This is a genomic window from Pseudomonas sp. TNT2022 ID642, from assembly GCF_028656995.1.
Lineage (GTDB): Bacteria > Pseudomonadota > Gammaproteobacteria > Pseudomonadales > Pseudomonadaceae > Aquipseudomonas.
On the sequence record NZ_JAMDGW010000001.1, the window covers coordinates 542,520 to 564,305 of the forward strand.

The 21,786-nt window shown below is 60.0% G+C and carries 21 protein-coding genes; 15 read left to right on the forward strand and 6 right to left on the reverse strand.

What is annotated here, in order from left to right:
• Positions 1 to 58 precede the first annotated feature (58 nt).
• The 5 genes from M5G26_RS02520 to M5G26_RS02540 all read left to right on the forward strand — a co-directional run bounded on the left by M5G26_RS02520 (position 59) and on the right by M5G26_RS02540 (position 5,654).
• Positions 59 to 1,369 carry a citrate-proton symporter gene (locus M5G26_RS02520; RefSeq protein ID WP_273914357.1) on the forward strand — a complete coding sequence of 437 codons (1,311 nt, stop codon included), beginning with the start codon at positions 59 to 61 and terminating at the stop codon, positions 1,367 to 1,369.
• Positions 1,366 to 2,823, forward strand: coding sequence for an amidase (locus M5G26_RS02525; protein WP_273914358.1), 1,458 nt, complete (start codon positions 1,366 to 1,368; stop codon positions 2,821 to 2,823). Before M5G26_RS02520 ends, M5G26_RS02525 begins: the two co-directional genes overlap by 4 nt.
• A 58-nt stretch (positions 2,824 to 2,881) precedes the next feature.
• A complete protein-coding gene (locus M5G26_RS02530) occupies positions 2,882 to 3,652 on the forward strand; it encodes an IclR family transcriptional regulator (protein ID WP_150692062.1) in 771 nt (256 codons plus the stop codon).
• A 252-nt stretch (positions 3,653 to 3,904) separates the two neighbouring features.
• Positions 3,905 to 4,495 (forward strand): YceI family protein, encoded by a 591-nt coding sequence (locus M5G26_RS02535; protein WP_273914359.1) that lies wholly within the window; start codon positions 3,905 to 3,907, stop codon positions 4,493 to 4,495.
• Position 4,496: 1 nt separating this feature from the next.
• Positions 4,497 to 5,654: a phospholipase D-like domain-containing protein gene (locus tag M5G26_RS02540; RefSeq protein WP_273914360.1), complete on the forward strand. Its 1,158-nt coding sequence runs from the start codon at positions 4,497 to 4,499 to the stop codon at positions 5,652 to 5,654.
• A 96-nt stretch (positions 5,655 to 5,750) separates the two neighbouring features.
• Here M5G26_RS02540 and bglX read toward each other — a convergent pair whose 3' ends face one another.
• Positions 5,751 to 8,042 carry a beta-glucosidase BglX gene (gene bglX, locus M5G26_RS02545; protein ID WP_273914361.1) on the reverse strand — a complete coding sequence of 764 codons (2,292 nt, stop codon included), beginning with the start codon at positions 8,040 to 8,042 and terminating at the stop codon, positions 5,751 to 5,753.
• A gap of 261 nt (positions 8,043 to 8,303) precedes the next feature.
• On the opposite strand from bglX, the gene M5G26_RS02550 reads away from it, so the two are divergent.
• The 4 genes from M5G26_RS02550 to M5G26_RS02565 all read left to right on the forward strand — a co-directional run bounded on the left by M5G26_RS02550 (position 8,304) and on the right by M5G26_RS02565 (position 11,961).
• Positions 8,304 to 8,912 carry a LemA family protein gene (locus tag M5G26_RS02550; protein ID WP_064393025.1) on the forward strand — a complete coding sequence of 203 codons (609 nt, stop codon included), beginning with the start codon at positions 8,304 to 8,306 and terminating at the stop codon, positions 8,910 to 8,912.
• A 118-nt stretch (positions 8,913 to 9,030) separates the two neighbouring features.
• Positions 9,031 to 9,786, forward strand: coding sequence for a TPM domain-containing protein (locus M5G26_RS02555; RefSeq protein WP_273914362.1), 756 nt, complete (start codon positions 9,031 to 9,033; stop codon positions 9,784 to 9,786).
• A 33-nt stretch (positions 9,787 to 9,819) separates the two neighbouring features.
• Positions 9,820 to 10,437: a TPM domain-containing protein gene (locus tag M5G26_RS02560; protein WP_102902728.1), complete on the forward strand. Its 618-nt coding sequence runs from the start codon at positions 9,820 to 9,822 to the stop codon at positions 10,435 to 10,437.
• Positions 10,438 to 10,743: 306 nt separating this feature from the next.
• A complete protein-coding gene (locus M5G26_RS02565) occupies positions 10,744 to 11,961 on the forward strand; it encodes a class I SAM-dependent methyltransferase (protein WP_273914363.1) in 1,218 nt (405 codons plus the stop codon).
• A gap of 125 nt (positions 11,962 to 12,086) precedes the next feature.
• Here the strand turns inward: M5G26_RS02565 and M5G26_RS02570 are convergent, their stop codons facing one another.
• A complete protein-coding gene (locus tag M5G26_RS02570) occupies positions 12,087 to 12,977 on the reverse strand; it encodes a DMT family transporter (protein ID WP_134178081.1) in 891 nt (296 codons plus the stop codon).
• A 278-nt stretch (positions 12,978 to 13,255) separates the two neighbouring features.
• Here M5G26_RS02570 and M5G26_RS02575 point away from each other — a divergent pair, with 278 nt between their 5' ends.
• From M5G26_RS02575 to M5G26_RS02585, 3 genes are all read left to right on the forward strand, one after another.
• A complete protein-coding gene (locus tag M5G26_RS02575) occupies positions 13,256 to 13,837 on the forward strand; it encodes a DJ-1/PfpI family protein (RefSeq protein ID WP_134178082.1) in 582 nt (193 codons plus the stop codon).
• Positions 13,838 to 13,850: 13 nt separating this feature from the next.
• The gene (locus M5G26_RS02580) at positions 13,851 to 14,156 is read left to right on the forward strand and encodes a ribbon-helix-helix domain-containing protein (RefSeq protein ID WP_016982789.1); all 306 of its coding nucleotides are present in this window, start codon (positions 13,851 to 13,853) and stop codon (positions 14,154 to 14,156) included.
• A gap of 192 nt (positions 14,157 to 14,348) precedes the next feature.
• The gene (locus tag M5G26_RS02585) at positions 14,349 to 14,693 is read left to right on the forward strand and encodes a YegP family protein (RefSeq protein ID WP_116028834.1); all 345 of its coding nucleotides are present in this window, start codon (positions 14,349 to 14,351) and stop codon (positions 14,691 to 14,693) included.
• A 138-nt stretch (positions 14,694 to 14,831) separates the two neighbouring features.
• On the opposite strand, the gene M5G26_RS02590 is transcribed toward M5G26_RS02585, so the two are convergent.
• Positions 14,832 to 15,713, reverse strand: coding sequence for a dihydrodipicolinate synthase family protein (locus tag M5G26_RS02590; protein WP_273914364.1), 882 nt, complete (start codon positions 15,711 to 15,713; stop codon positions 14,832 to 14,834).
• Between the two features lie 22 nt (positions 15,714 to 15,735).
• Positions 15,736 to 16,518, reverse strand: a complete 783-nt coding sequence (locus M5G26_RS02595) for an aldolase (protein WP_273914365.1) — start codon at positions 16,516 to 16,518, stop codon at positions 15,736 to 15,738.
• 106 nt (positions 16,519 to 16,624) lie between these two features.
• Between M5G26_RS02595 and M5G26_RS02600 the strand changes: the two genes are divergently transcribed.
• Positions 16,625 to 17,167 (forward strand): helix-turn-helix domain-containing protein, encoded by a 543-nt coding sequence (locus M5G26_RS02600; protein ID WP_273914366.1) that lies wholly within the window; start codon positions 16,625 to 16,627, stop codon positions 17,165 to 17,167.
• A gap of 63 nt (positions 17,168 to 17,230) precedes the next feature.
• Here the strand turns inward: M5G26_RS02600 and M5G26_RS02605 are convergent, their stop codons facing one another.
• Positions 17,231 to 18,250: a DUF4917 family protein gene (locus M5G26_RS02605; protein WP_273914367.1), complete on the reverse strand. Its 1,020-nt coding sequence runs from the start codon at positions 18,248 to 18,250 to the stop codon at positions 17,231 to 17,233.
• A gap of 156 nt (positions 18,251 to 18,406) precedes the next feature.
• Between M5G26_RS02605 and yiaY the strand changes: the two genes are divergently transcribed.
• Complete coding sequence (gene yiaY / locus M5G26_RS02610; RefSeq protein ID WP_273914368.1) at positions 18,407 to 19,555, forward strand: L-threonine dehydrogenase; 1,149 nt, start codon at positions 18,407 to 18,409, stop codon at positions 19,553 to 19,555.
• 15 nt (positions 19,556 to 19,570) lie between these two features.
• Here the strand turns inward: yiaY and M5G26_RS02615 are convergent, their stop codons facing one another.
• On the reverse strand, positions 19,571 to 20,173 hold the full coding sequence (locus tag M5G26_RS02615) for a hypothetical protein (protein ID WP_273914370.1): 603 nt from the start codon (positions 20,171 to 20,173) through the stop codon (positions 19,571 to 19,573).
• Positions 20,174 to 20,393: 220 nt separating this feature from the next.
• Between M5G26_RS02615 and M5G26_RS02620 the strand changes: the two genes are divergently transcribed.
• Positions 20,394 to 21,704 carry a hypothetical protein gene (locus tag M5G26_RS02620; RefSeq protein WP_273914371.1) on the forward strand — a complete coding sequence of 437 codons (1,311 nt, stop codon included), beginning with the start codon at positions 20,394 to 20,396 and terminating at the stop codon, positions 21,702 to 21,704.
• The last annotated feature ends 82 nt before the right edge of the window (positions 21,705 to 21,786 follow it).

Below are 21,786 nucleotides of genomic sequence, written 5' to 3' on the forward strand. Positions count from 1 at the left end.
GAACCCCACGCGCACGAGCGCGCGGGTGATCACCCAACAGCTTTATGGAGAACTCTCCATGCAGGTTTCGAGCACTGGTGTTTCGCGTACCCGGCAAGTGGTCGCTGCGGTTATCGGCAATGCGCTGGAATGGTATGACTTCATCGTTTACGGCTTTCTGGCGAGCATCATTGCCCGGCAGTTCTTCCCCTCCGAAGATGGCTACGCTTCGCTGCTGATGGCGCTGGCGACCTTCGGCGTGGGCTTCTTCATGCGCCCGGTGGGCGGCATCCTGCTTGGCATGTATTCCGACCGCAAGGGGCGCAAAGCGGCGATGCAGCTGATCATTCGGTTGATGACCGTGTCCATCGCGCTGATCGCGTTTGCGCCGAGCTACGCCGCCATCGGCATGGGCGCGCCGCTGCTGATCGTGGTTGCGCGGATGCTGCAAGGCTTCGCCACCGGCGGCGAATACGCCAGCGCCACGGCATTTCTGGTGGAGAGCGCGCCAGCCCATCGCAAAGGCTTGTACGGTTCGTGGCAACTGGTCGGACAATGCCTGGCGGTGTTTGCCGGCGCGGCGATGGTGGCGCTGGTCACCCATGTGTTTTCGCCCGAGGCGCTGGACACCTGGGGCTGGCGGATTCCGTTTGTGATCGGTCTGCTGATCGGCCCGGTCGGCTTGTGGATTCGCAAGCACATGGAAGAACCGGAAGAGTTTCTCGAAGCGCGCAAGAAAGCCAAAGGTGACGCGCCCGGCCTGTGGCAGGTGATCCGCGAACACCGTCGCAGCCTGTTGGTATCCATGGGCCTGGCCAGCGGTGCGACGGTGTCGTTTTACGTGGTGCTGGTGAACATGCCGACCTTCGCCCACACCAACCTCGGCTTGCCGCTGGATCAGGTGCTGCTGGTGCAGATGCTTGCGGTGGCGCTGATGACCGTGGTGATACCGTTCTCCGGCGCGCTGTCGGATCGCCTCGGTCGTCGTCCGGTATTGATGGCGTTCACCCTGGCGTTTTTCGTGATGGTCTATCCGCTTTACGTGTGGGTCGCGGCAGCGCCATCGATCGAGCGCTTGCTGGTGATGCAACTGCTGCTATGCAGTGCGATTGGCGGGTTCTTCGGCCCGGCGCCAACGGCACTGGCCGAGCAGTTCCCGATTGAAGTGCGCTCCACCGGCGTGTCCGTCGCCTACAACGTGGCGGTGATGGTGTTCGGCGGCTTCGCACCGCTGATCGTCACCTGGCTGAGCAAGGTGTTGAACACCCCGGTGGCGCCATCCTTCTATGTGTTGTTCGCTTGCCTGCTGACCTTGCTCGGTACTTACTGTCTGCACGAGGCGCCGCGCACGAAGAAATCCGTAGCGCTCAATCTGGGAGTCGAACCGTGAAAACGTTAGCGATTGATCCGCTTGTTGCCCTCGACGCCGAGGCGTTGTCGCGGGCGATTCATGCGCGCCAGGTGTCGTGCCGTGAAGTGATGCAGGCCTATCTGGCGCACATCGAACGCTTCAACCCACAGGTCAATGCGCTGGTGTCGTTGCGCGCTGAAGAAGACCTGCTGCGCGAAGCCGATGACTGCGACCGGCAACTCGATCGCGGCCAGTCGAAAGGCTGGATGCACGGCATGCCGCAGGCAATCAAAGATCTCGCGGCCACCGCCGGACTGCGCACGACCATGGGCTCGCCACTGTTCGCCGAGCAGGTGCCGCAACACGATGCGATCAGCGTGGGGCGGGTGCGTGATTGCGGCGCGATCATCATCGGCAAAACCAATGTGCCGGAATTCGGCCTCGGTTCGCAGACCTACAACAGCGTGTTTGGCACCACCACCAATGCCTATGATTCAAGCCTGATTGCCGGTGGCAGCAGCGGCGGGGCTGCGGTGGCGTTGGCCTTGCGCTTGCTGCCGGTGGCCGATGGCAGCGACATGATGGGCTCGCTGCGCAACCCGGCGGCCTTCAATAACGTCTTCGGTTTTCGCCCGTCGCAAGGCCGGGTGCCGCACGGGCCGATGCCGGAAGTATTCGTCCAGCAACTGGCCACCGAAGGGCCGATGGGCCGCACGGTCACCGACGTTGCGCGGTTGCTGTCGATTCAGGCCGGCTACGATCCGCGCGTGCCACTGTCGCTGAAAGATGCTCCGGGCAACTTTGCCGAAGGCCTGCAACAGGATTTCACCGATGTGCGCATTGGCTGGCTCGGCGACTACAACGGCTATCTGCCGATGGACGATGGCGTATTGAGTCTGTGCGAATCGGCGCTGGCGGACTTCAGCGCGCTGGGCTGTCAGGTCGAAGCCTGTCAGCCGGACTTCGCCATGGCGCGGCTGTGGCAGACCTGGCTGACTCATCGGCATTTCCTGGTGCAGGGCAGCCTTGGCGCGGCCTACGCCGACCCGCGTAAACGCCCGTTGCTCAAGCCAGAGGCGCAGTGGGAAGTCGAGGGCGGTTTGCGCCTGAGCGCTGCCGATGTCTACCAGGCGTCGGTCGACCGCAGCGAGTGGTATCGCGCCCTGAGCGAGTTGTTCCAGCGTTACGATTTCCTGCTGTTGCCCACCGCGCAAGTGTTCCCTTTTGATGCACAGCAGCCGTGGCCGCGCGTCGTCGGCGGGCAGAGCATGGACACTTATCACCGCTGGATGGAGGTGGTCATCGGCCCGACTCTGGCCGGGTTGCCGAGCATCAGCGTGCCGGTCGGTTTCAACCCGGCGGGGCTGCCGATGGGCCTGCAAATCATCGGCCCGGCCCAGGCTGATCGGGCGGTGCTGCAACTGGCTTATGCCCACGAACAACTGACCCGTTGGGTCGAACGCTGCCCGCCGACATGCCTGCAATCAACCTGAGCGGCCCGTATTTTGCTGCACAAAGTGTTCATCATCTGCACGCAGGGAGATCGATCACATGGGCAGCAAAGCAGATACCGGCAGCGTGCGCTCGGTCGAACGGGCGCTGGCCATCGTCGAATTGCTCGGCGAGCATCAGGCGTTGGGGCTGGAGGAATTGCACTACCTCACGGGTCTGCCGAAAGCCACGGTGTCGCGGATGCTCGCGACCTTGCAGGAGCAGGGCTGGATCTATCGCGGCCTCAGTGACCGCCGTTACCGCTTGTGTGCCAAGCGTTTGTTTGGCGATCGTCAGCAGCGTTTCAAGCGGCATCTGGTGGAGAGCGCGGCGCCGATGTTGCTGGAGCTGAGCGAGCGCACCGGGCTGGTCGCGGATCTGTCGTGTTTCGATGGCGAGCGGGTCGAAGTGATGGAAAGTGCGATCCCGCAGGTGCTGCGCAAACGTTATCCGAACAACTGCCAGATCGTCGGGCATCACGCCAGCCTGTTTCATTCGGCGATGGGCCGGGCGTGTCTCGGCGAGTTGGCCAGTGATGAGGTCGAGCGCTTGGCCGAGCGGGAGCAGTTGCGTGATGAAGGCGTGTTTCGTGTGACTGAGCAGTCGTTGCATCAGGGTTTTGGCCAGCGCACGGAAGGCTATTGGGAGTACCCGGTGCGTTTGCCGTTTCTGATTCGCGCGGTGGCGTTGCCGATTCGTGCTGAAGGCAAGTTGGTGGGCAGCATGGCGCTGCACTGGCCGATGGATCAGGCGCCGGTGGAGCGGGTGTTGAGTCTGCATCTGAATAGTCTGGCGGCGACGATTGGCGATGTGCAGCAGGTATTGGCCTGACAGCCGAAAGATCGCAGCCTGCGGCAGCTCCTACATCAAGCACTGTTCCCCTGTGAGAACGGCGGTGTGACGATTCGACAGAAGGCATATCTATTGGCTGGCGGTACGTTTCCCCGTGCGAGCCCGCCCCCACATTTGAAATGTATTCCCCGTGTAGGAGCTGCCGCAGGCTGCGATCTTTTGATCTTGATGTTGCAATAACTTTGGGGGCGGTTAAGGTTCGTGCAGGTTTATCGGCCCCACGAGTGTTCAATGTTCAACCGCTCCCTCTGTGCAACCCTGTCCAGCCTGCTGCTCGCCGCCGTCGCGCTGCCGGCGCAAGCCAATTGGTATCTGGACGGCGAGTCGTCGCGGCTGTCGTTCGTCAGCACGAAAAACGCCCACGTTTCCGAAGTGCAGCGCTTTCTGGTGCTGCATGGCAAGGTCGACCCTAACGGTCGCGCCGAAGTCGAAGTCGAGCTGGACTCGATCAACAGCGGCATCCCGCTGCGCGATGAGCGCATGCGCAAGGAGCTGTTCCAGATCGAGCAATTTCCCGAAGCGACCATCACCACGCAGATTGATTTGCGCCCGATCAACGATCTGGCCCCTGGCGCGCAGCTGGAATTGCGCCTGCCACTGACCGTCAATCTGCACGGCAAGCAGCACGAATATGCCGCCGAGCTGCTGGCGACGCGTCTCGATGATCGACGTTTTCAGGTGGTCACCCTAGAACCGCTGGTGATCAACGCTGAAGATTTCGATCTCGTGCCGGGGCTGGAAAGCCTGCGCAAACTCGCCGACCTGTCTGCGATCAGTCTGTCGGTGCCGGTGGGTGCGGTGCTGATCTTCACGGCGCGCTGACATGCGCGGCGCGGTGTTCCCATGGCGGGACGGCAACCGGTTCGAGCTGTTGATCGACGGCCCGCAATTCTTTCCGCGCATGCTCGAGCAGATTGCTGGCGCTCAGGAGCAGATCGAACTCGAACTGTACCTGGTCGAGGCCGGCGCCTGTGCCGAAACCATCGTCCAGGCGCTGGTGCTGGCGGCCGAGCGCGGTGTGCGTGTGCGTTGCCTGTTCGATGATTACGGCAGCCTGGCGTTTACGCTCAATCTGCGCCAGCGCCTGACGCACGCCGGGGTTGAACTGCGTTTCTACAATCGGTTGAACTGGCGGCGCTGGGTCGGCAACTTCTATCGCGATCACCGCAAATTGCTGCTGATCGATCAGCGTCTGGCGGTGGTTGGCGGCACCGGAGTCACTGACGAGTTCTGGACGCCGGGGCATGACACCAGCGAATGGCACGAAGTGATGGTCGAGATCAGCGGCCCGTTGGTGATCGACTGGCAATTGCTGTTTGACCGCCAGTGGATTGCCAACCGCTATCGCCGCGCCTGGCGCCCGGCCGCGCATTTTGGCTTGCCGCGATTACCGCGCGTACCGGACAAGGGCGAAGGCATGGGCCGTGTGGCGTATGCCGATGCCCGCCAGCACCGCGACATTCTGCAATCGCTGTTTCGCGCGCTGAACAGCGGGCAAAAACGCATCTGGATGGCCACGCCGTACTTCCTGCCGACCTGGAAAATCCGCCGCTCCCTGCGCAAGGCTGCGGCGCGCGGTGTCGACGTACGCTTGCTGCTGACCGGGCCGCGCACCGATCACCCGTCGGTGCGCTACGCCGGGCATCGCTACTACCCGCGACTGCTCAAGGCCGGGGTGCAGATCTTCGAATACCAACCGTGCTTTCTGCATTTGAAAATGGTGCTGGTGGACGATTGGGTGAGCATTGGTTCGTGCAACTTCGATCACTGGAACCTGCGCTTCAATCTGGAGGCGAATCTGGAGGCGCTGGATCCGTCGTTGACGGCAGCGGTGCAGGCGAGTTTTGTGAAGGACTTCGGGCTGAGTCAGCAGGTGAGCCTGGAGGAGTGGCAGCGCCGGCCGTTGTGGCGGCGGGTCAAGCAGCGGGTGTGGGGCTGGGTGGATCGGGTGGTCGTCAACATCCTCGACCGCCGCGGGTAGAGCAAGATCAAAAGATCGCAGCCTTCGGCAGCTCCTACAGGGGAATGGGTTCCTCTGTAGGAGCTGCCGAAGGCTGCGATCTTTTGCTTTTAGGCGTTACAGCAACTCGAAGCTCTGCTGCGTCACGTCCTGGGAATCCAGGCCGATCTGCACGTTGAATTTGCCAGGCTCTGCCGCGTATTTGAGCTGGGCGTTGTAGAACTTCAGGTCATCCTCGCTGATGGTGAAGTGCACGACTTTCTGTTCACCGGCCTTGAGCATGATTTTCTGAAAGTTCTTCAGCTCTTTCACCGGGCGAATCATCGAGCCGGTGACGTCCTGAATGTACAACTGCACCACGGTTTCGCCGTCACGCTTGCCGGTGTTTTTCACCATGACACTGGCGTCGAGCTTGCCGGTGGCGTTCAGCGTGGTCGAAGACAGCGCCATGTCGCTCAGGGCGAAGTTGGTGTAGCTCAGCCCGTAACCGAACGGGAACAGTGGGCCCGTGGTGTCATCGAAATACTGCGAGGTGTAGTTGCCCGGTTTGCCCGGCGTGAACGGCCGACCAATGCTCAGGTGGTTGTAGTAAGTCGGGATCTGGCCCACGGAACGCGGGAAGGTCACTGGCAGTTTGCCCGACGGGTTGTAGTCGCCGAACAGCACGTCGGCGATGGCGTTGCCGCCCTCGGTGCCGCTGAACCAGGTTTCCAGAATCGCGTCAGCTGACTGGTTCTCTTCGAGAATGGTCAGCGGGCGGCCGTTCATCAACACCAATACCAGCGGTTTGCCGGTGGCTTTCAGCGCACGGATCAGCTCGCGCTGGCTTTCCGGGATGTTCAGGTCGGTGCGGCTGGAGGATTCGTGGGACATGCCACGGGATTCACCTACCGCTGCAACGATCACGTCAGCGTCTTTTGCAGCTTTCACTGCTTCGTCGATCAGTACGTTGGCCGGGCGCGGATCGTCGACCACTTCCGGCGCATCGAAGTTGAGGAAGTTCAGGTAGTCCAACACCTTCTTGTCGCTGGTGATGTTGGCGCCACGGGCGTAGATCAGGTTCGACTTGTTGCCGATCACCGAACTCATGCCATCGAACAGCGTCACCGATTGTGCCGGTTTACCCGCCGCCGCCCAGCTACCCATCATGTCGATCGGTGCTTTGGCCAATGGGCCGACCAGTGCAACTTTCGCATCTTTCTTCAACGGCAGGGTTTCGTTCTGGTTCTTCAGCAACACCAGGCTGCGGCGCGCCACTTCACGGGCCTCGGCGCGGTGCAGACGGCTCTCGGCGTAGGTGTCGGCCGGATCATCTTCAGCCTTGCCGATACGCAGGTACGGGTCCTTGAACAGGCCCATGTCGTACTTGGCCGCGAGCACTTCACGCACGGCGTTGTCGATGTCTTTCTGCTCGATCTCACCGGACTTGAGCAGCCCCGGCAGTTCTTTGCCGTACAGGGTGTCGTTCATGCTCATGTCGATGCCGGCCTTGATCGCCAGCTTCGCCGCTTCACGACCGTCGCGAGCCACGCCGTGCTTGATCAGCTCGAAAATCGCACCGTGGTCGCTGACCGCCAGGCCCTTGAAACCCCAGTCGCGACGCAGCAGATCGTTCATCAGCCAGGTGTTGGCCGTGGCCGGAATGCCGTTGATCGAGTTCAGCGCAACCATCACACCGCCGGCGCCGGCATCAATCGCGGCGCGGTACGGTGGCAGGTAATCCTGGTACATCTTCACCGGACTCATGTCGACGGTGTTGTAGTCGCGACCGCCCTCGACCGCGCCGTACAGGGCGAAGTGCTTGACGCTGGCCATGATGCTGTCAGCCGCGCTCGGGGTGGCGCCCTGATAGGCGCGAACCATGACGCCGGCGATGCGCGAGGTCAGGTAGGTGTCTTCACCGAAACCCTCGGAGCTGCGGCCCCAGCGCGGGTCGCGGGAGATGTCGACCATCGGCGCGAAGGTGATGTCGAGGCTGTCGGCAGCGGCTTCCTTGGCGGCAACGCGTCCGGACTGGCCGATGGCGTCCATGTCCCAGCTCGAGGCGAGGGCCAGCGGAATCGGGAAAATCGTACGGTGACCGTGGATCACGTCGTACGCGAAAAACATCGGAATCTTCAGGCGGCTGCGCATGGCAGCGTCCTGCATCGGACGGTTTTCCGGGCGGGTGATCGAGTTGAACGTGCCGCCGATGTTGCCGGCGGCGATTTCCTTGCGGATCAGCTCGCGGGGCATTTCCGGGCCGATGCTGATCAGGCGCAACTGGCCGATCTTCTCGTCGAGGGTCATTTGCTTCATCAGGTTGCTGATGAACGCGTCCTTGTTTTCCAGGGGTACCGGGGTCGTAGCGGCCAATACTTGATGACTGGCCAGGCTGACGAACAGACCCAGCAAACACAGCTTCTTCATGAATAGTTTTCTCAAGGGCCCAAGCGGCAATGCAACGCCGGCCAGCCAAAATTTAGGGAGCGACTATTGTTGTTCGGGTACAGGCTCAAAGAAACAGAGCCAAAAACGGCAGCCGACACTTGGCCGCATGATCACGCAGGGCACTTTTTAGCCCATTGCCCCGTCGTAATCCAGCGACGCGGCCGATTATGCCCCAAGAGCCCGCTGAGAATGTTTCGCGCTCGGTTTTTATAATGATATGTGCCAAGGAGCATCACTGCGATGAATGTAAGCCCAACCAATCGCTCGCGTTTGCAGGTCGCCACACTGCTGGTGCTGGCCACGCTGTTGACCGCGTGCGGCATCAACAATATCCCGACCCTCGACGAACAGGCCAAAGCTGCGTGGGGCCAGGTGCAGAACCAGTACCAGCGCCGCGCCGACCTGATCCCCAATCTGGTGGAAACGGTGAAAGGTTATGCAGCTCACGAGCAGGAAACGCTGACCGCAGTGATCGAGGCGCGGGCGAAAGCCACGTCGATCCAGGTCGACGCCAGCACCCTCGACAATCCGGAAAAACTCAAGCAGTTCCAGCAGGCGCAGGATCAACTGACCGGTGCATTGAGTCGCTTGATGGTGGTGTCCGAGCGGTATCCGGACCTGAAGGCCAACCAGAACTTCCTCGCCCTGCAATCGCAACTTGAGGGCACGGAAAACCGCATCGCCGTGGCGCGCCGCGATTTCATTCTGGCGGTGCAGAAATACAACACCGAGATCCGCACCTTTCCCGGTCGCCTCTGGCACAGCGTGATGTACAGCGATCTGCCGATCCGCGAAACCTTTGAAGCCACCACGCCGGATGCCGATAAGGCACCCCAGGTCAAATTCTGAGAACACACCTGTGTAGGAGCTGCCGAAGGCTGCGATCTTTTGACGTTGGTTGGTAAAAAAACAAGATCAAAAGATCGCAGCCTTCGGCAGCTCCTACAAGGGAACGCTGGGGGTATGCATGCGTGTGTTGAAAATGGGCCTGGTGCTGATGCTGTGGCTGTTCGCCGTCAGCGCCCGGGCCGAGTTGACGTTCCCGGCGCTGAGCGGGCGGGTAGTGGACGAAGCGCAGATGCTCGAGCCATCAGTGCGCGCGCAACTGAGCCAGCAGTTGCAGGCCCACGAGCAGGCGACCGGCGAGCAATTGGTCGTGGTCACGCTGCCGCATCTGCAAGGCACGACCATTGAGGACTTCGGCGTTCAACTCGGTCGCCACTGGGCCATCGGGCAAAAGGACAAGAACAATGGCGCCCTGCTGATCGTCGCCCGTGATGAGCGCAAACTGCGCATCGAAGTCGGTTATGGCCTGGAAGACCGGCTCACCGATGCGCAGACTTCAGTGATCATTCATCAAGTCATCACCCCGGCGTTCAAGGCCGGCAACTTCAGCAAAGGCATCAGTGATGGCGTTGCGGCGATGCTGGTGGTGCTCGGTGGCAATCCGCTGGATGAGCCGTCGACGGTGTATGAATCCAGCGGTGATCCGTCCGATGATTTCATCTCGCGGCACCCGGGATTGTTCGTGTTTTTGGTGATGTTGTTCATCCTGACGGTGTTTGTCTGCCAGATGCTCGGTATCCTGCCTGCCGGCCGGGGCGGCTCCGGAGGAGGGGGCGGCTTCGGCGGTGGCGGCGGTTTTGGCGGCGGCGGTGGAGGCGGAGGCTTCAGCGGCGGCGGGGGCAGTTTCGGCGGCGGTGGTTCGTCCGGCGGCTGGTGATATCAGAAGAATAATGAGCAGGCACTTTTCAACATGGCATTACTGACTGAACACGAACAACGCAAGGTCGCCGAGGCGATCGCCCGGGTCGAGCGCGACACTGACGCTGAACTGGTAACGGTGCTCGCGGCGCGCGCCGACGACTATGCGTACATCCCGTTGTTGTGGGCCAGCCTGCTGGCGCTGATGGTACCGGGCATCGTCCACTACCTGACCGGCTGGCTGACCCTGCGCAGCCTGCTGCTGGTGCAGTGGGGCGCGTTTATCGTGCTGTGCCTGCTGTTTCGTCTGCCGAAAATCACCACCCATCTGATTCCGCGTCGCGTGCGGCATTGGCGCGCGTCCAACCTGGCGCGCCGGCAGTTTCTCGAGCAGAACCTGCACCACACCGTGGGCAGCACCGGCATGCTGATTTTTGTCTGCGAGGCGGAGCGGTATGTGGAGATTCTGGTGGATGAGGGGATTTCCAAGCGGCTCGATAATAAATCCTGGGATGCGATTGTCGCGGCGTTTACCGAGCAGGTCAGGCAGGGGCGCACGCTGGAAGGGTTTGTCACGTGTATCGAGGCGTGTGGGGAATTGCTGAAGGTGCATGTGCCGGTGACGCAGGTGAGGAATGAGTTGCCGAATCGGTTGGTGGTGTTGGGCTGAAGTACTTTCTTCCTGTTTTAGATCCAAACCCTCACCCCAGCCCTCTCCCAGAGGGAGAGGGGGCCGACCGAGGTGTCTGGTGCTCTACATCGACTTGGAAAAACGTATCGATTATGGATTCAAAGCAAATCGTTCAAGTCGGTGTATCTCGTCAATATCCCCCAATCAGTCCCCTCTACCTCTGGGAGAGGGCTAGGGTGAGGGCCGCTTTAACCAACCGTTCGGTAAATAAGAGCGTGTCCCCAACCCCCATCCCCCCTAAAATACCCGCCATTCCCGATTTCGCCCGTCCGAGGCCGCTTTTCCATGTCCGTTACTGCTCCTGCCACCAAACCCGCGCCTGATCACCACGCCCAGTTCATCGAGCTGCTGCAAACCAGCCTCGACCAGAACGGCTTCATCAAACTGGTGCTGGCCAAGTACGTCGGCGAAGAAGTGGATTTGCAGCGAGTCATCATCAAACCGGTGACGGTCAAGGCGCAGCCGAATCTGTCGTTCGTCTATCGCTACAAAACCCGCGACATCACCAAAAACCTGCCGCTGAACGAAGGCGTGGCGACGATTGCCGCGCTACTGCCAGCCTCGTTCAAAAATGCCCATTTACTGGCGGTAACTGATGAAGCGCAGCTCGAATACAGCAAAAAGGGCAAGCCTTCGCTGTTCAAGAGCAAACCTCAGCAATTGCGCGAAGCACCGTCCGCCGAGCACAACCGCGAGAAAAACCGTTTCCTTGAGCTGAGCCGACCGTTCCTCAAGGATCTGGGCGTGACCAATGCGCAGCATGAGCTGATCCCGGCGATGTCGCGCAAATGGAAGCAGATCAACAAGTTCATCGAAGTGTTCAGCCACGCCCTGACCTCGTCGCCGCTGGCGCTGGACAAACCGGTGCGGGTGGCGGATTTCGGTTCGGGCAAGGGTTACCTGACGTTCGCGATTCACGATTACCTGCGCAACACCTTGAACGCCGAGGGCGAGGTCACTGGCGTCGAGTTGCGTGAAGAAATGGTCAACCTGTGCAACGCCGCCGCGGCGAAGCTCGATCATCCGGGGCTGGTGTTCAAGTGCGGTGATGTGCGCAGCGTGGCGCCGAGCGAGCTGGACGTGATGATCGCCCTGCATGCCTGCGATATCGCCACCGACTACGCGATCCACACCGGCATCCGCTCCGGCGCGTCGATCATCATGTGCTCGCCGTGCTGCCACAAACAGATCCGCCTGCAGATCCAGAGTCCGGCGCTGCTCAAACCGATGCTGCAATACGGTTTGCACTTGGGCCAGCAGGCCGAAATGGTCACCGACAGCCTGCGCGCATTGTTCCTCGAGGCCTGCGGTTACGAGACCAAGGTATTCGAGTTCATCTCGCTGGAGCACACCAACAAGAACAAGATGATTCTGGCGGTGAAACGCGCCGAGCCGGTGGACCCGGCGCAGTTGTTGGTGAAGATCGAAGAGTTGAAGGCCTTCTACCACATCAGCGAGCACTGCCTGGAAACCCTGCTGCGCGCCGACGGCTACCTGACCTGACAAGATCTGAAATAAAACCACTGTAGGAGCTGCCGAAGGCTGCGATCTTTTGATCTTAAAAAACAAGATCAAAAGATCGTCCGATCGCGGCCCGAGCCTGCGGCAGCTCCTACAAGGGAATGTGTTCAGGCCGTGGCAGGTTGGGCAGGGCGCACGGCGGTTTTGCGCCCGAGCATGACCGTCGCAATCACCCCACAGGCAAACACCCAGGTAATCGGCTCGACATGTTCACCAAAGAACAACGCCGAAAACGCGATGGTGAAGAAGATCTGCAGCAACTGGATCTGACTGACCCGGGCAATGCCGCCCATGGCCAGCCCGGCGTACCAGGCAAAGAATCCAAGAAACTGCGAAAACAACGCCACATAACCAAACGCCCACCAGGTCTTGGCCGACACCGCGCCATGATGCTGCAGCGCCAGATACCACACCGGCCCGATCAACAGCGGCGTCGACAGCACCAGCGCCCAGCAGATCACCTGCCAGCCGCCCATCTCCTTGGCCAACCGGCCGCCCTCGGCGTAGCCCAGTCCTCCGACGGCAATCGCGCCGAGCATCAACAGATCGCCCGCCTGAATACTGCCGGCACCGGTGTACAACGCATAACCGAGCACCAACGCACTGCCCAGCGCCGCGCAGGCCCAGAAGGCTTTTGACGGGCGTTCATGGGACAACCACGCGGCATACAGCGCCACGCACAATGGTTGCAGGCCGTTGACCAGCGCACCGTGGGACGCCGGCAAGGTTTGCATGGCCCACGCCGACAACACCGGAAAACCCAGAATCACCCCGGCGATCACCAGGCTCAGGCCTTTGACTTGCTGCCATGTCGGCCACTTCTCGCGACGCCACAACAACAGCAGCGCCGCCGGAATTGCTGCGAACAATGCGCGGCCCAAACCGTTGAGCAGCGGGTGCAGTTCCTGCACCACGATGCGGGTGAAGGGCAGGGTAAGGCTGAAAATCACCACGCCGAGCAGGCCGAGGGCCATGCCGGTGTTTTCGCGCGAGGACATGATGGTGGACCAGATGTTGAGGTGGCTGAAAGGTATCTTCATCTAGCCATAACCTGCGGAGTTCGGGCTGTTACAGCTAGGCACAGACTTATCCGTACAGTTTGACGACCTCTTCGCGAGCAGGCTCGCTCCCACAGTGGATCGCATTCCAATGTGGGAGCGAGCCTGCTCGCGAAGAACGATGACACGGTCTTTCAGGTAGTAGCCGGTTGTTACCCGGAGCTCCAGATTAGGTCTACCTTGAACACTCCCAAGCATTCTCCAGAGGAGTCCTCCCCATGGCCGCGAAAAAGATCCTGATGCTGGTCGGCGATTACGTCGAAGACTACGAAGTGATGGTGCCGTTCCAGGCCCTGCAAATGGTCGGTCACACCGTCCACGGCGTGTGCCCGGACAAGGCTGCCGGCCAGACCGTGCGCACTGCGATCCATGACTTCGAAGGCGACCAGACTTACAGCGAAAAGCCCGGTCACCTGTTCGCCCTCAACTTTGACTTCGCCAAGGTCAGCGAAGCCGATTACGACGCGCTGTTGATCCCCGGCGGGCGTGCGCCGGAATACCTGCGCCTCAACGAAAAAGTCCTCGACCTGGTGCGCGCCTTCGACAAGGCCGGAAAACCGATTGCCGCGGTCTGCCACGGTGCGCAATTGCTGGCGGCGGCGGGTGTACTGGAAGGTCGTGAGTGCAGCGCCTACCCGGCCTGCGCGCCGGAAGTGCGACTGGCGGGCGGTACGTACATCGACATTCCAGTGACGGACGGCCACGTTCAAGGCAATCTGGCCACGGCACCGGCGTGGCCGGCACATCCGAACTGGCTGGCCGGGTTCCTCGGTTTGCTCGGCACCAAAATCACCCTGTAACGAGGATTCGCCGATGTGCGAGCTCTACGTCAAGGCCGACCCGATTCTCTACGAGTCACGCTCGCGCTCGCTGCGCATCTGCGGCGTGGTGACGACGTTGCGCCTGGAGAATCAGTTCTGGGACATCCTCAGCGAAATCGCCGAGGTCGACGGTATGACCACCAACCAACTGATCGCCAAGCTGTATGAGGAGGTGATGGATTATCGCGGCGAAGTGGTGAATTTTGCCTCGTTCCTGCGGGTGAGTTGTACGCGCTATCTGAGTCAGCGACGGGTGAGTGCGCCGGAGTTGTCGGTGGTGCGGGCGGTGGTGAAATAGGCCAGGCCGGGTTGACCCCATCGCTGGCAAGCCAGCTCCCACAGGTATTGTGATGCGGCACAGTTATAGGGCACACAACAGACCTCTGTGGGAGCTGGCTTGCCAGCGATAGGGCCGGTACAGGCGACAGATAATCAGGACTGGTCTTTACTCTGAAGCGCGAAATCTCTCAATCGCCAAGGAGCAACGAGCATGTCCGGATGGTACGAACTCAGTAAAAGCAGCAACGGCCAGTTCAGGTTCGTGTTGAAAGCGGCGAATGCCGAAACGATTCTGACCAGCGAGCTGTACACCACTCGCGCAGCGGCCGACGGCGGCATCGCGGCGGTGCAGACCAACAGCCCGCTGGATGAGCGCTACGAGAAGAAATCGACGAAGGACGGCCATCCGTATTTCAACCTGAAAGCCGCCAATCATCAGGTCATCGGCAGCAGCGAGGCGTATTCATCGGATGCGGCGTGCGATAAAGGCATTGCCAGTGTGAAGGCGAACGGACCGAGCAAAGTGATCAAGGACAAGACTTTGCCCGTCCTCTGAACCCATTTTCAAATCCACCACCATTCCTGTGGGAGCTGGCTTGCCAGCGATGAGGCCATTTCATTCAGCATCGATGTTGAATGATCCACCGCCATCGCTGGCAAGCCAGCTCCCACAGGTTTTTGCGTTGTCAGTAGATCAGTGCAGGGTTTTCAGGATCGCTTGCAGCTGCGTTTGCCCCGCTTCACTCAGCGGAAACACCGGCAAGCGCGGATCGCCCACCTCAAGCCCGGTCTGACGCAAACCTGCCTTGATCGTCGCCGGCAAGCCGCCCTTGAGGATGAATTCCAGCAGCGGCAACTGGCGGTAAAACAAATCCCGCGCGCGATCCAGATCACCGGCCATGGCGGCCTCGTACAAGTCCAGATTCAGTTGTGGAATCAAGTTCGGCGCCGCCGTGCACCAGCCCTTCGCCCCGGCGGCAAACGCTTCCAGTGCCAGCGGATTGCAGCCGTTGTAGAACGGCACCTGACCTTCGCCGAGCAGTTGCAGTTTGTGCATGCGCTGAATATCGCCGGTGCTCTCCTTGACCATGGTCACGTTTTCCACGGCATTGACGATGCGCAGAATCAAATCCACCGACATGTCGGTGCCGCTGGTGGCCGGGTTGTTGTAGAGCATGATTGGCACGCCGATGCTCTCGCCGATGGCACGGTAGTGCGCGAGGATTTCCGCCTCGGTGAGTTTCCAGTACGAAGCCGGCAGCACCATTACCACGTCGGCACCGTGAGCTTCAGCGAAACGCGCGCGGCGCACGGCTTTGGCAGTGGTCAGGTCGGACACGCTGACAATGGTCGGTACGCGTTTGGCCACATGCTTGATGCTGAACTCGGCGACCTGATCCCACTCCGCATCGCTCAGGTAAGCGCCTTCGCCGGTGCTGCCCAGCGGCGCGATGGCGTGGACGCCGCTGTCGATCAGGCGATCGATCGATTGCCCGAGCGCTGGCAAATCCAGCCCTTCGCCATTGGCGCCGAACGGGGTGATGGTGTAGCCGATGATGCCGTGAATAGTGGACATGGGAATCTCTCCGTAAATAGGTTCAGTTCAGGCAATCGGCGTGTTGGCGCAGGTTCTGCCGGGCGTAATAGTTGAAGGCAGCGGCGTGGCGTTTCGGCTTGGCGATCCAGTCGTGCGCCTCGCGGCCCAGCTCCGGGAGGATCGGTTTGATCGTGCCGGCGGCCATCGCCAGCAGTTGCAGCTTCGTCGCCCGTTCGATCAATTGGGCGATGACGCAGGCTTCTTCAATCGTCGTACCGGTCGACAGCTGACCGTGGTGCGAAAGCAGGATCGCGCGTTTGTCGCCCAGCGCACCGGCAATCAGCTCGCCTTCTTCGTTACCCACCGGCACACCCGGCCAGCCCTCGAGAAATGCGCAGTCGTCGTACAGCGGGCACAGGTCCATGTGGGAAATCTGCAGCGGTACTTCCAGCATCGACAACGCCGCGACGTGCGTCGGGTGGGTGTGAATGATGCAATTCACATCCGGGCGAGCGCGGTATACCCAGCTGTGGAAACGGTTGGCCGGGTTGGCCATGCCGTGACCTTCGAGGATTTCCAGGTCCTCGTTGACCAGCAGCAGATTGCTCGCGGTGATTTCGTCGAAACCCAGGCCCAATTGCTGAGTGTAATAGGTGCCGGGCTGCGGGCCACGGGCGGTGATTTGGCCGGCGAGGCCTGAGTCGTGACCGTTCTCGAAGAGAATCCGGCAGGTCAGGGCCAGCTTTTGCCGGTCCGTCCACGTATTATCCGCCAGGCTTTTTTGCATCTGGGTCAGTGCTTGCTTGACCAGTTGGTCTTTGGGTAGTGCTAATGTCTTGGCCATGTCTGTGTCCTTTGGGTGACTGCAAATGACACGAAAGAGGCTATATGACACAAAGTGTCATTGGCAAGCACAAATCGTCGCTTCCTTGCTGGAATAACCGCCGCGCATGTCTATCCGTTTGAAATTATTGAGAAAAAAACTTGGCGTAACCCTTGAGGCACTGGCCGAAAAATCCGGCATGACCAAGAGTTATCTGTCCAAAGTCGAGCGCGGGCTGAACACCCCGTCGATTGCCGCCGCGTTGAAACTGGCTAAGGCGCTGAACGTGAAAGTCGAGGAATTGTTTTCCGAAGACAACGTCAGCCTCGACAGCTACAGCCTGGTGCGCAGCCACGAGCGCCAGTCACTCGCAGCGAATGATCAGAGCCCCGGTTATGCGGTGCTGGCCCATCAGGTCAGCGAGCGTAACTTGCTGCCGTTCATCATTTACCCGCCGAGCGAGTTCAGCGACAAAACCTTCAAAGAACACTTGGGCGAGGAATTTCTGTTCGTCCACGAAGGGCAGGTCGAAGTGGATTTCATGAACGAGAAGGTGCTGCTGGAGCGCGGCGATGCGTTGCACTTCAATGCGCAGAAACCGCACCGGATCCGCTCGGTGGGCGAGGTGCAGGCGCAGTTGCTGGTGGTGGTGCACAGCGCCGAAGAATGAACCTTAGAGTCAAAAGATCGTCCGAACGCGGCCCGAGCCTTCGGACGATCTTTTGATCTTGCTTTAAACCTCGACGGGCACCGACAACTTAGGGCTGCCGAGCGCATGGCTCTTGGCATCAAAGAACCGCAACTCAACCCCGGTCCCCTCAAACACCTGCGCGTAATGCCGCTTCTGATGCTGAACAAACGCCGCACTGCGCGGGTAAATCGAGATCGCCACAGTCTTCGGTTTCGCCAACCGCAGCGCCCGAACGATGTGCGCATCCTGCTCGCCCAAGGCATGGCCAAAAATGCACAAACTGCCGCCATGCCCGAGCAATTGCTCATAACAGAACGACAGGTAATCCGAACTGCGAATGGTCTTGAGCTTGTCCGCACTCGGTCCTTCGGTGACGAACAGCGGCACGTCATCCAGCGTTTTGATCGTGTTGTTGATCGCAAAACTACCAAGCAACGTGCCTTCGGTTGAAGTCAGCTTGCGCGCCGTGCCGTCCTGATTGCGCACCAGATGCAGACCGCCGTGCAGGTACAGCAAACGGGGTTTGTCGGTGGTGCTTTCGCTCAGGTCGAAACTGGCATTCGGACCGTTGAACAGATCGTCGATGGCGTCGCTTTGATGCTGCAGCGCCCAGTAGTTGAGCAAGTCGTAATTGGTGGTGAACACCGTGCGATAGCGCGCCAGTTCTTCGTTTAACGTCGCCAGCGTCGAAGGCTTCACCAGTCGCCACGGAATGTGCACCGCGTGCACGGTATTGATCAGCGCTTCCTTGATCGCGTAGTAGCGGTTGCGCGGCGCCGCCGAGCTGACGGCCAACGCTTTGTTGACCCGGCTGGTGGTTTTCAGCGCGCCGAGTACCTGCTCGAAGCTGCGCGTCTGCATGGCGTCGAACACCGCCAGTTCCGACGGGCTCAGCGGTTTCTCCTCGACGGTTCGGGCGTTTTCGAACAGCGAGTCATAGCCGAAGTCATCCCACACCGCACGACTGGCGCCATTGCCCACCAGCAAGCCGTTGAAGTCGGTCGCGGCGCGCAGGGTGTTCCAGTCTTCGAGGCTGGCGTCGACATCGAGAAAATCGGTCATTGCGTAGGCGGTCTCAAAACATAAGGGCTGATGGACGGCGACTTTATCACGAGCGGGCATTGAGCCAGATCAACATCGCTCGTGACCGATCGGTCGATGCTGTGTCTATCCGCCGAACCGGAGCAGTCGATTCGGCCCCTGTCAGGAGATGCGCGCATGACCAGCACCTTTTTCATTCCGGCGGTAAACATCATGGGCAACGGCTGCCTTGATGAAGCTATGGTCGCCATTCGCAACTACGGTTTTCGCAAAGCGTTGATCGTCACTGACGCGGGCCTGGCCAAGGCTGGCGTGGCCACGATGGTCGCCGAGAAACTGGCAATGCAGGACATCGATTCGGTGATTTTTGACGGCGCCAAACCGAACCCGAGCATTGCCAATGTCGAGTCGGGGCTGGGATTGCTCAAAGAGAGTCGCTGCGACTTCGTTGTGTCGCTGGGCGGCGGTTCGCCGCACGACTGCGCCAAAGGCATTGCCCTGTGCGCGACCAACGGCGGGCAGATCAGCGATTACGAAGGTGTCGATCAATCAAGCAAGCCGCAACTGCCACTGATCGCGATCAACACCACCGCCGGCACCGCCAGTGAGATGACCCGGTTCTGCATCATCACCGACGAATCGCGGCACGTGAAAATGGCCATCGTCGACCGCAACGTCACGCCGCTGCTGTCGGTCAACGACCCGGCGCTGATGGTCGCCATGCCCAAAGGTCTGACCGCCGCCACCGGCATGGACGCACTGACCCACGCCATCGAAGCCTACGTGTCGACTGCCGCCAACCCGATCACCGACGCTTGCGCGCTGAAAGCCATGACCCTGATCAGCAACAACCTGCGCCTGGCCGTGCGCGACGGCAGCGACCTCGCCGCACGAGAGAACATGGCGTACGCGCAGTTCCTCGCCGGCATGGCTTTCAACAATGCCTCGCTCGGTTACGTGCATGCGATGGCGCATCAATTGGGCGGGTTCTACGACTTGGCCCATGGCGTGTGCAACGCCGTGCTGCTGCCTCATGTGCAGACGTTCAACGCGCTGGTGTGTGCCGATCGGCTGACCGATGTTGCTCACGCCATGGGCGCAGATATTCGCGGTTTCAGCGCGGAAGAGGGCGCGCAGGCGGCGATCAATGCGATCCGCTGCCTGGCCAAAGATGTCGAGATTCCCGGTGGTTTGCGCGAACTCGGCGCCAGGCTCAGTGACATTCCGCTGCTCGCGACCAATGCGTTGAAAGACGCCTGCGGTTTGACCAATCCACGGGCGGCCGATCAGCGCCAGATCGAGGAGATTTTTCGCAACGCGTTTTGAGCGCTTATGAGGGAGTCAGCCCTCGCCCTCAGTGGTCACCGTAAACGTTCGAACACGGCCCCAATCTGACAATTTTCCATTGATGTTGTGAATGGCGGATATTCGATACCTGCCTTCCTTCAGGGGGAGGGTAGGTTGAGTATGCCATTGCATTTCGCTGTCGACGTTGGCTCTGGCAATCTCCAGGCCGGTGTCCAAATCGATAATGCTAACGATGCCAATGGGCTGGGTGACATCGCCATAAAAGACCGGAACGGCATCTACCTCGGCTTCTTCCTCCGGTTCCATAACGACCGGAATGTTGATGGGGGGCTGCAGGAGCACCTTGTATTTGCGCTCCTCACTCCAACCTGACATGACGCCTTCCACCTCCTGGCGGGCCTTGATCCCATGCTCTCCCGGGAACTGGGCACCGCTGAAGCTAAACGTCCATCGTCCATTTGCGCTGACCTGTCCTCCACCCAGCGAATGCGTCTCTTCAATGTTCCAAACCTGCACCAGAGCACCTGGTATACCGCTGCCGAGAAACAGTGTTGCAACCCCCGTTTCCTTTCCCTCTTCGGGGAGTTTGATAGTCGGCGCGAATGGTTCGGTAATGGGCTTATCGGGAGTGCTCATTGCTCTTCTCGTTTCAGGCTGGATTTGAACCGAGAGATTGGCATGACGAATTTCGTTTCGAACCTGTAAAAACTACCAGTTTTTTAGCTTTTTTTGCTTGGTTGGTAATTTCATTTTCTTCTAAAAAACTGTCATTTCTGTCAGTTGTCTGGCGTGGCTGCTTCGGATCGAATGCTCTGACAACGGGGGTCGACTTCGATCTCTCAAGGAGCACACGAACATGCCGAAAGCCACAGCACCCACAGTATCGAAAGCCCCCAAAACAGCAAAAGCACAGTCAGCAGGAGAGCTGGATGATCGCTTTGGCCTGCGAACGCTGAGTTTTCCCGGAGCGAGCAAGACCATTGGCCGTGGGGTGGCGATAACCCCATCAGGGCAGATCATGGTCAGCGCAACCGTTGAGGTATCGGGCCTTTCGTACTACGGCCTGGCGCGTCTGGATGCCAATGGCAATCCAGATCCGGGCTTTGGTGATGACGGCTATCTTCGCGACCAGTTTGGCAGTGGTCGGCTGTCGCAAGGCGGGCAGTTGATCGTTGACGCAAACGGTCGGATCTATCTGTGTGGTGTGATTGCCGTGATCAAAGACACGGCCATCGATTACCAACAGGTCATCGCCCGCTTCCTGCCCGACGGCTCGCCGGATACCGGATTCGGTGAGGATAAGAGCGGCTATCGGATTGTGCCCACGCGTATTCCTCTGCTGACAGGTGCCACGGGTGGGCGTCTGATTCTGGCGAAATCCACTCCTCAGGCAGCAGAGCCGGACAGACTGTTGTTCGTGACCTCGCAAAAGGGCAGTGGCTTGCTGACGCGGTTCCATCTCGATGGCTCTGACGATTCATCGTTCGCTGACAACGGCTGGATTGTTCTGACGCTGCCACAGGTGGCGATCACGTTGCAGGGGATCATCCAACTGGGCAATGGGCTGACTCTGGTGTTTGGGAAAACACAAGTCACCAACCAGGGGTTGGTCATGGCGTTCGACCACACCGGAAAAGTCGCAGAAGCGTTTGGCAACAACGGGACATTGCTGTTGAACCTTCAAAAGGATGACCAGCCGCTCGAAAGCTCGGTCGAGCAGATCATTGTGCAAACGTCAGAGCGCTTGCTCTTGCTCGGATCGGCGGTCGAAGCGTCGGCAGGGGACAAGTTCCAGCATGCGTTTATCAGCGGCATCACCCACACCGGCGAGACGGATGAAACGTTCAATGGCAAATATCCGGTTATCACCCCTGCGACAGGGACCCTCGATCTCAGGAGCTGGACGGAAGGGGTCGCCCTGGATGACGGCGCCGGCAATCGAATCGTCACGGCTGGACAAACCTCGGGGGGCACACGAGGTTTACTGACGGGAGGCTTTTTGGCAAATGGCGCCGTGGATCCGGCATTCAAAGTCGAGGGTGCGGCGCAGATCGAGTGGCCTGCCAAGAGTGCCTGTCTGCAGAATTCATCGGTGCTGGTCTTGGGGAACAGCAATGGAAGTGCGCAACTGATTCGCTTGCTTACCGCATCGGTCAGTGATCTGTGAAATCCCCCGTCGGTTGATTGGCAGAACGTCAATCCTCCGAGATCGTTGGCCTGCTGTGACGCGTTCGCAAACAGGCCCGCTC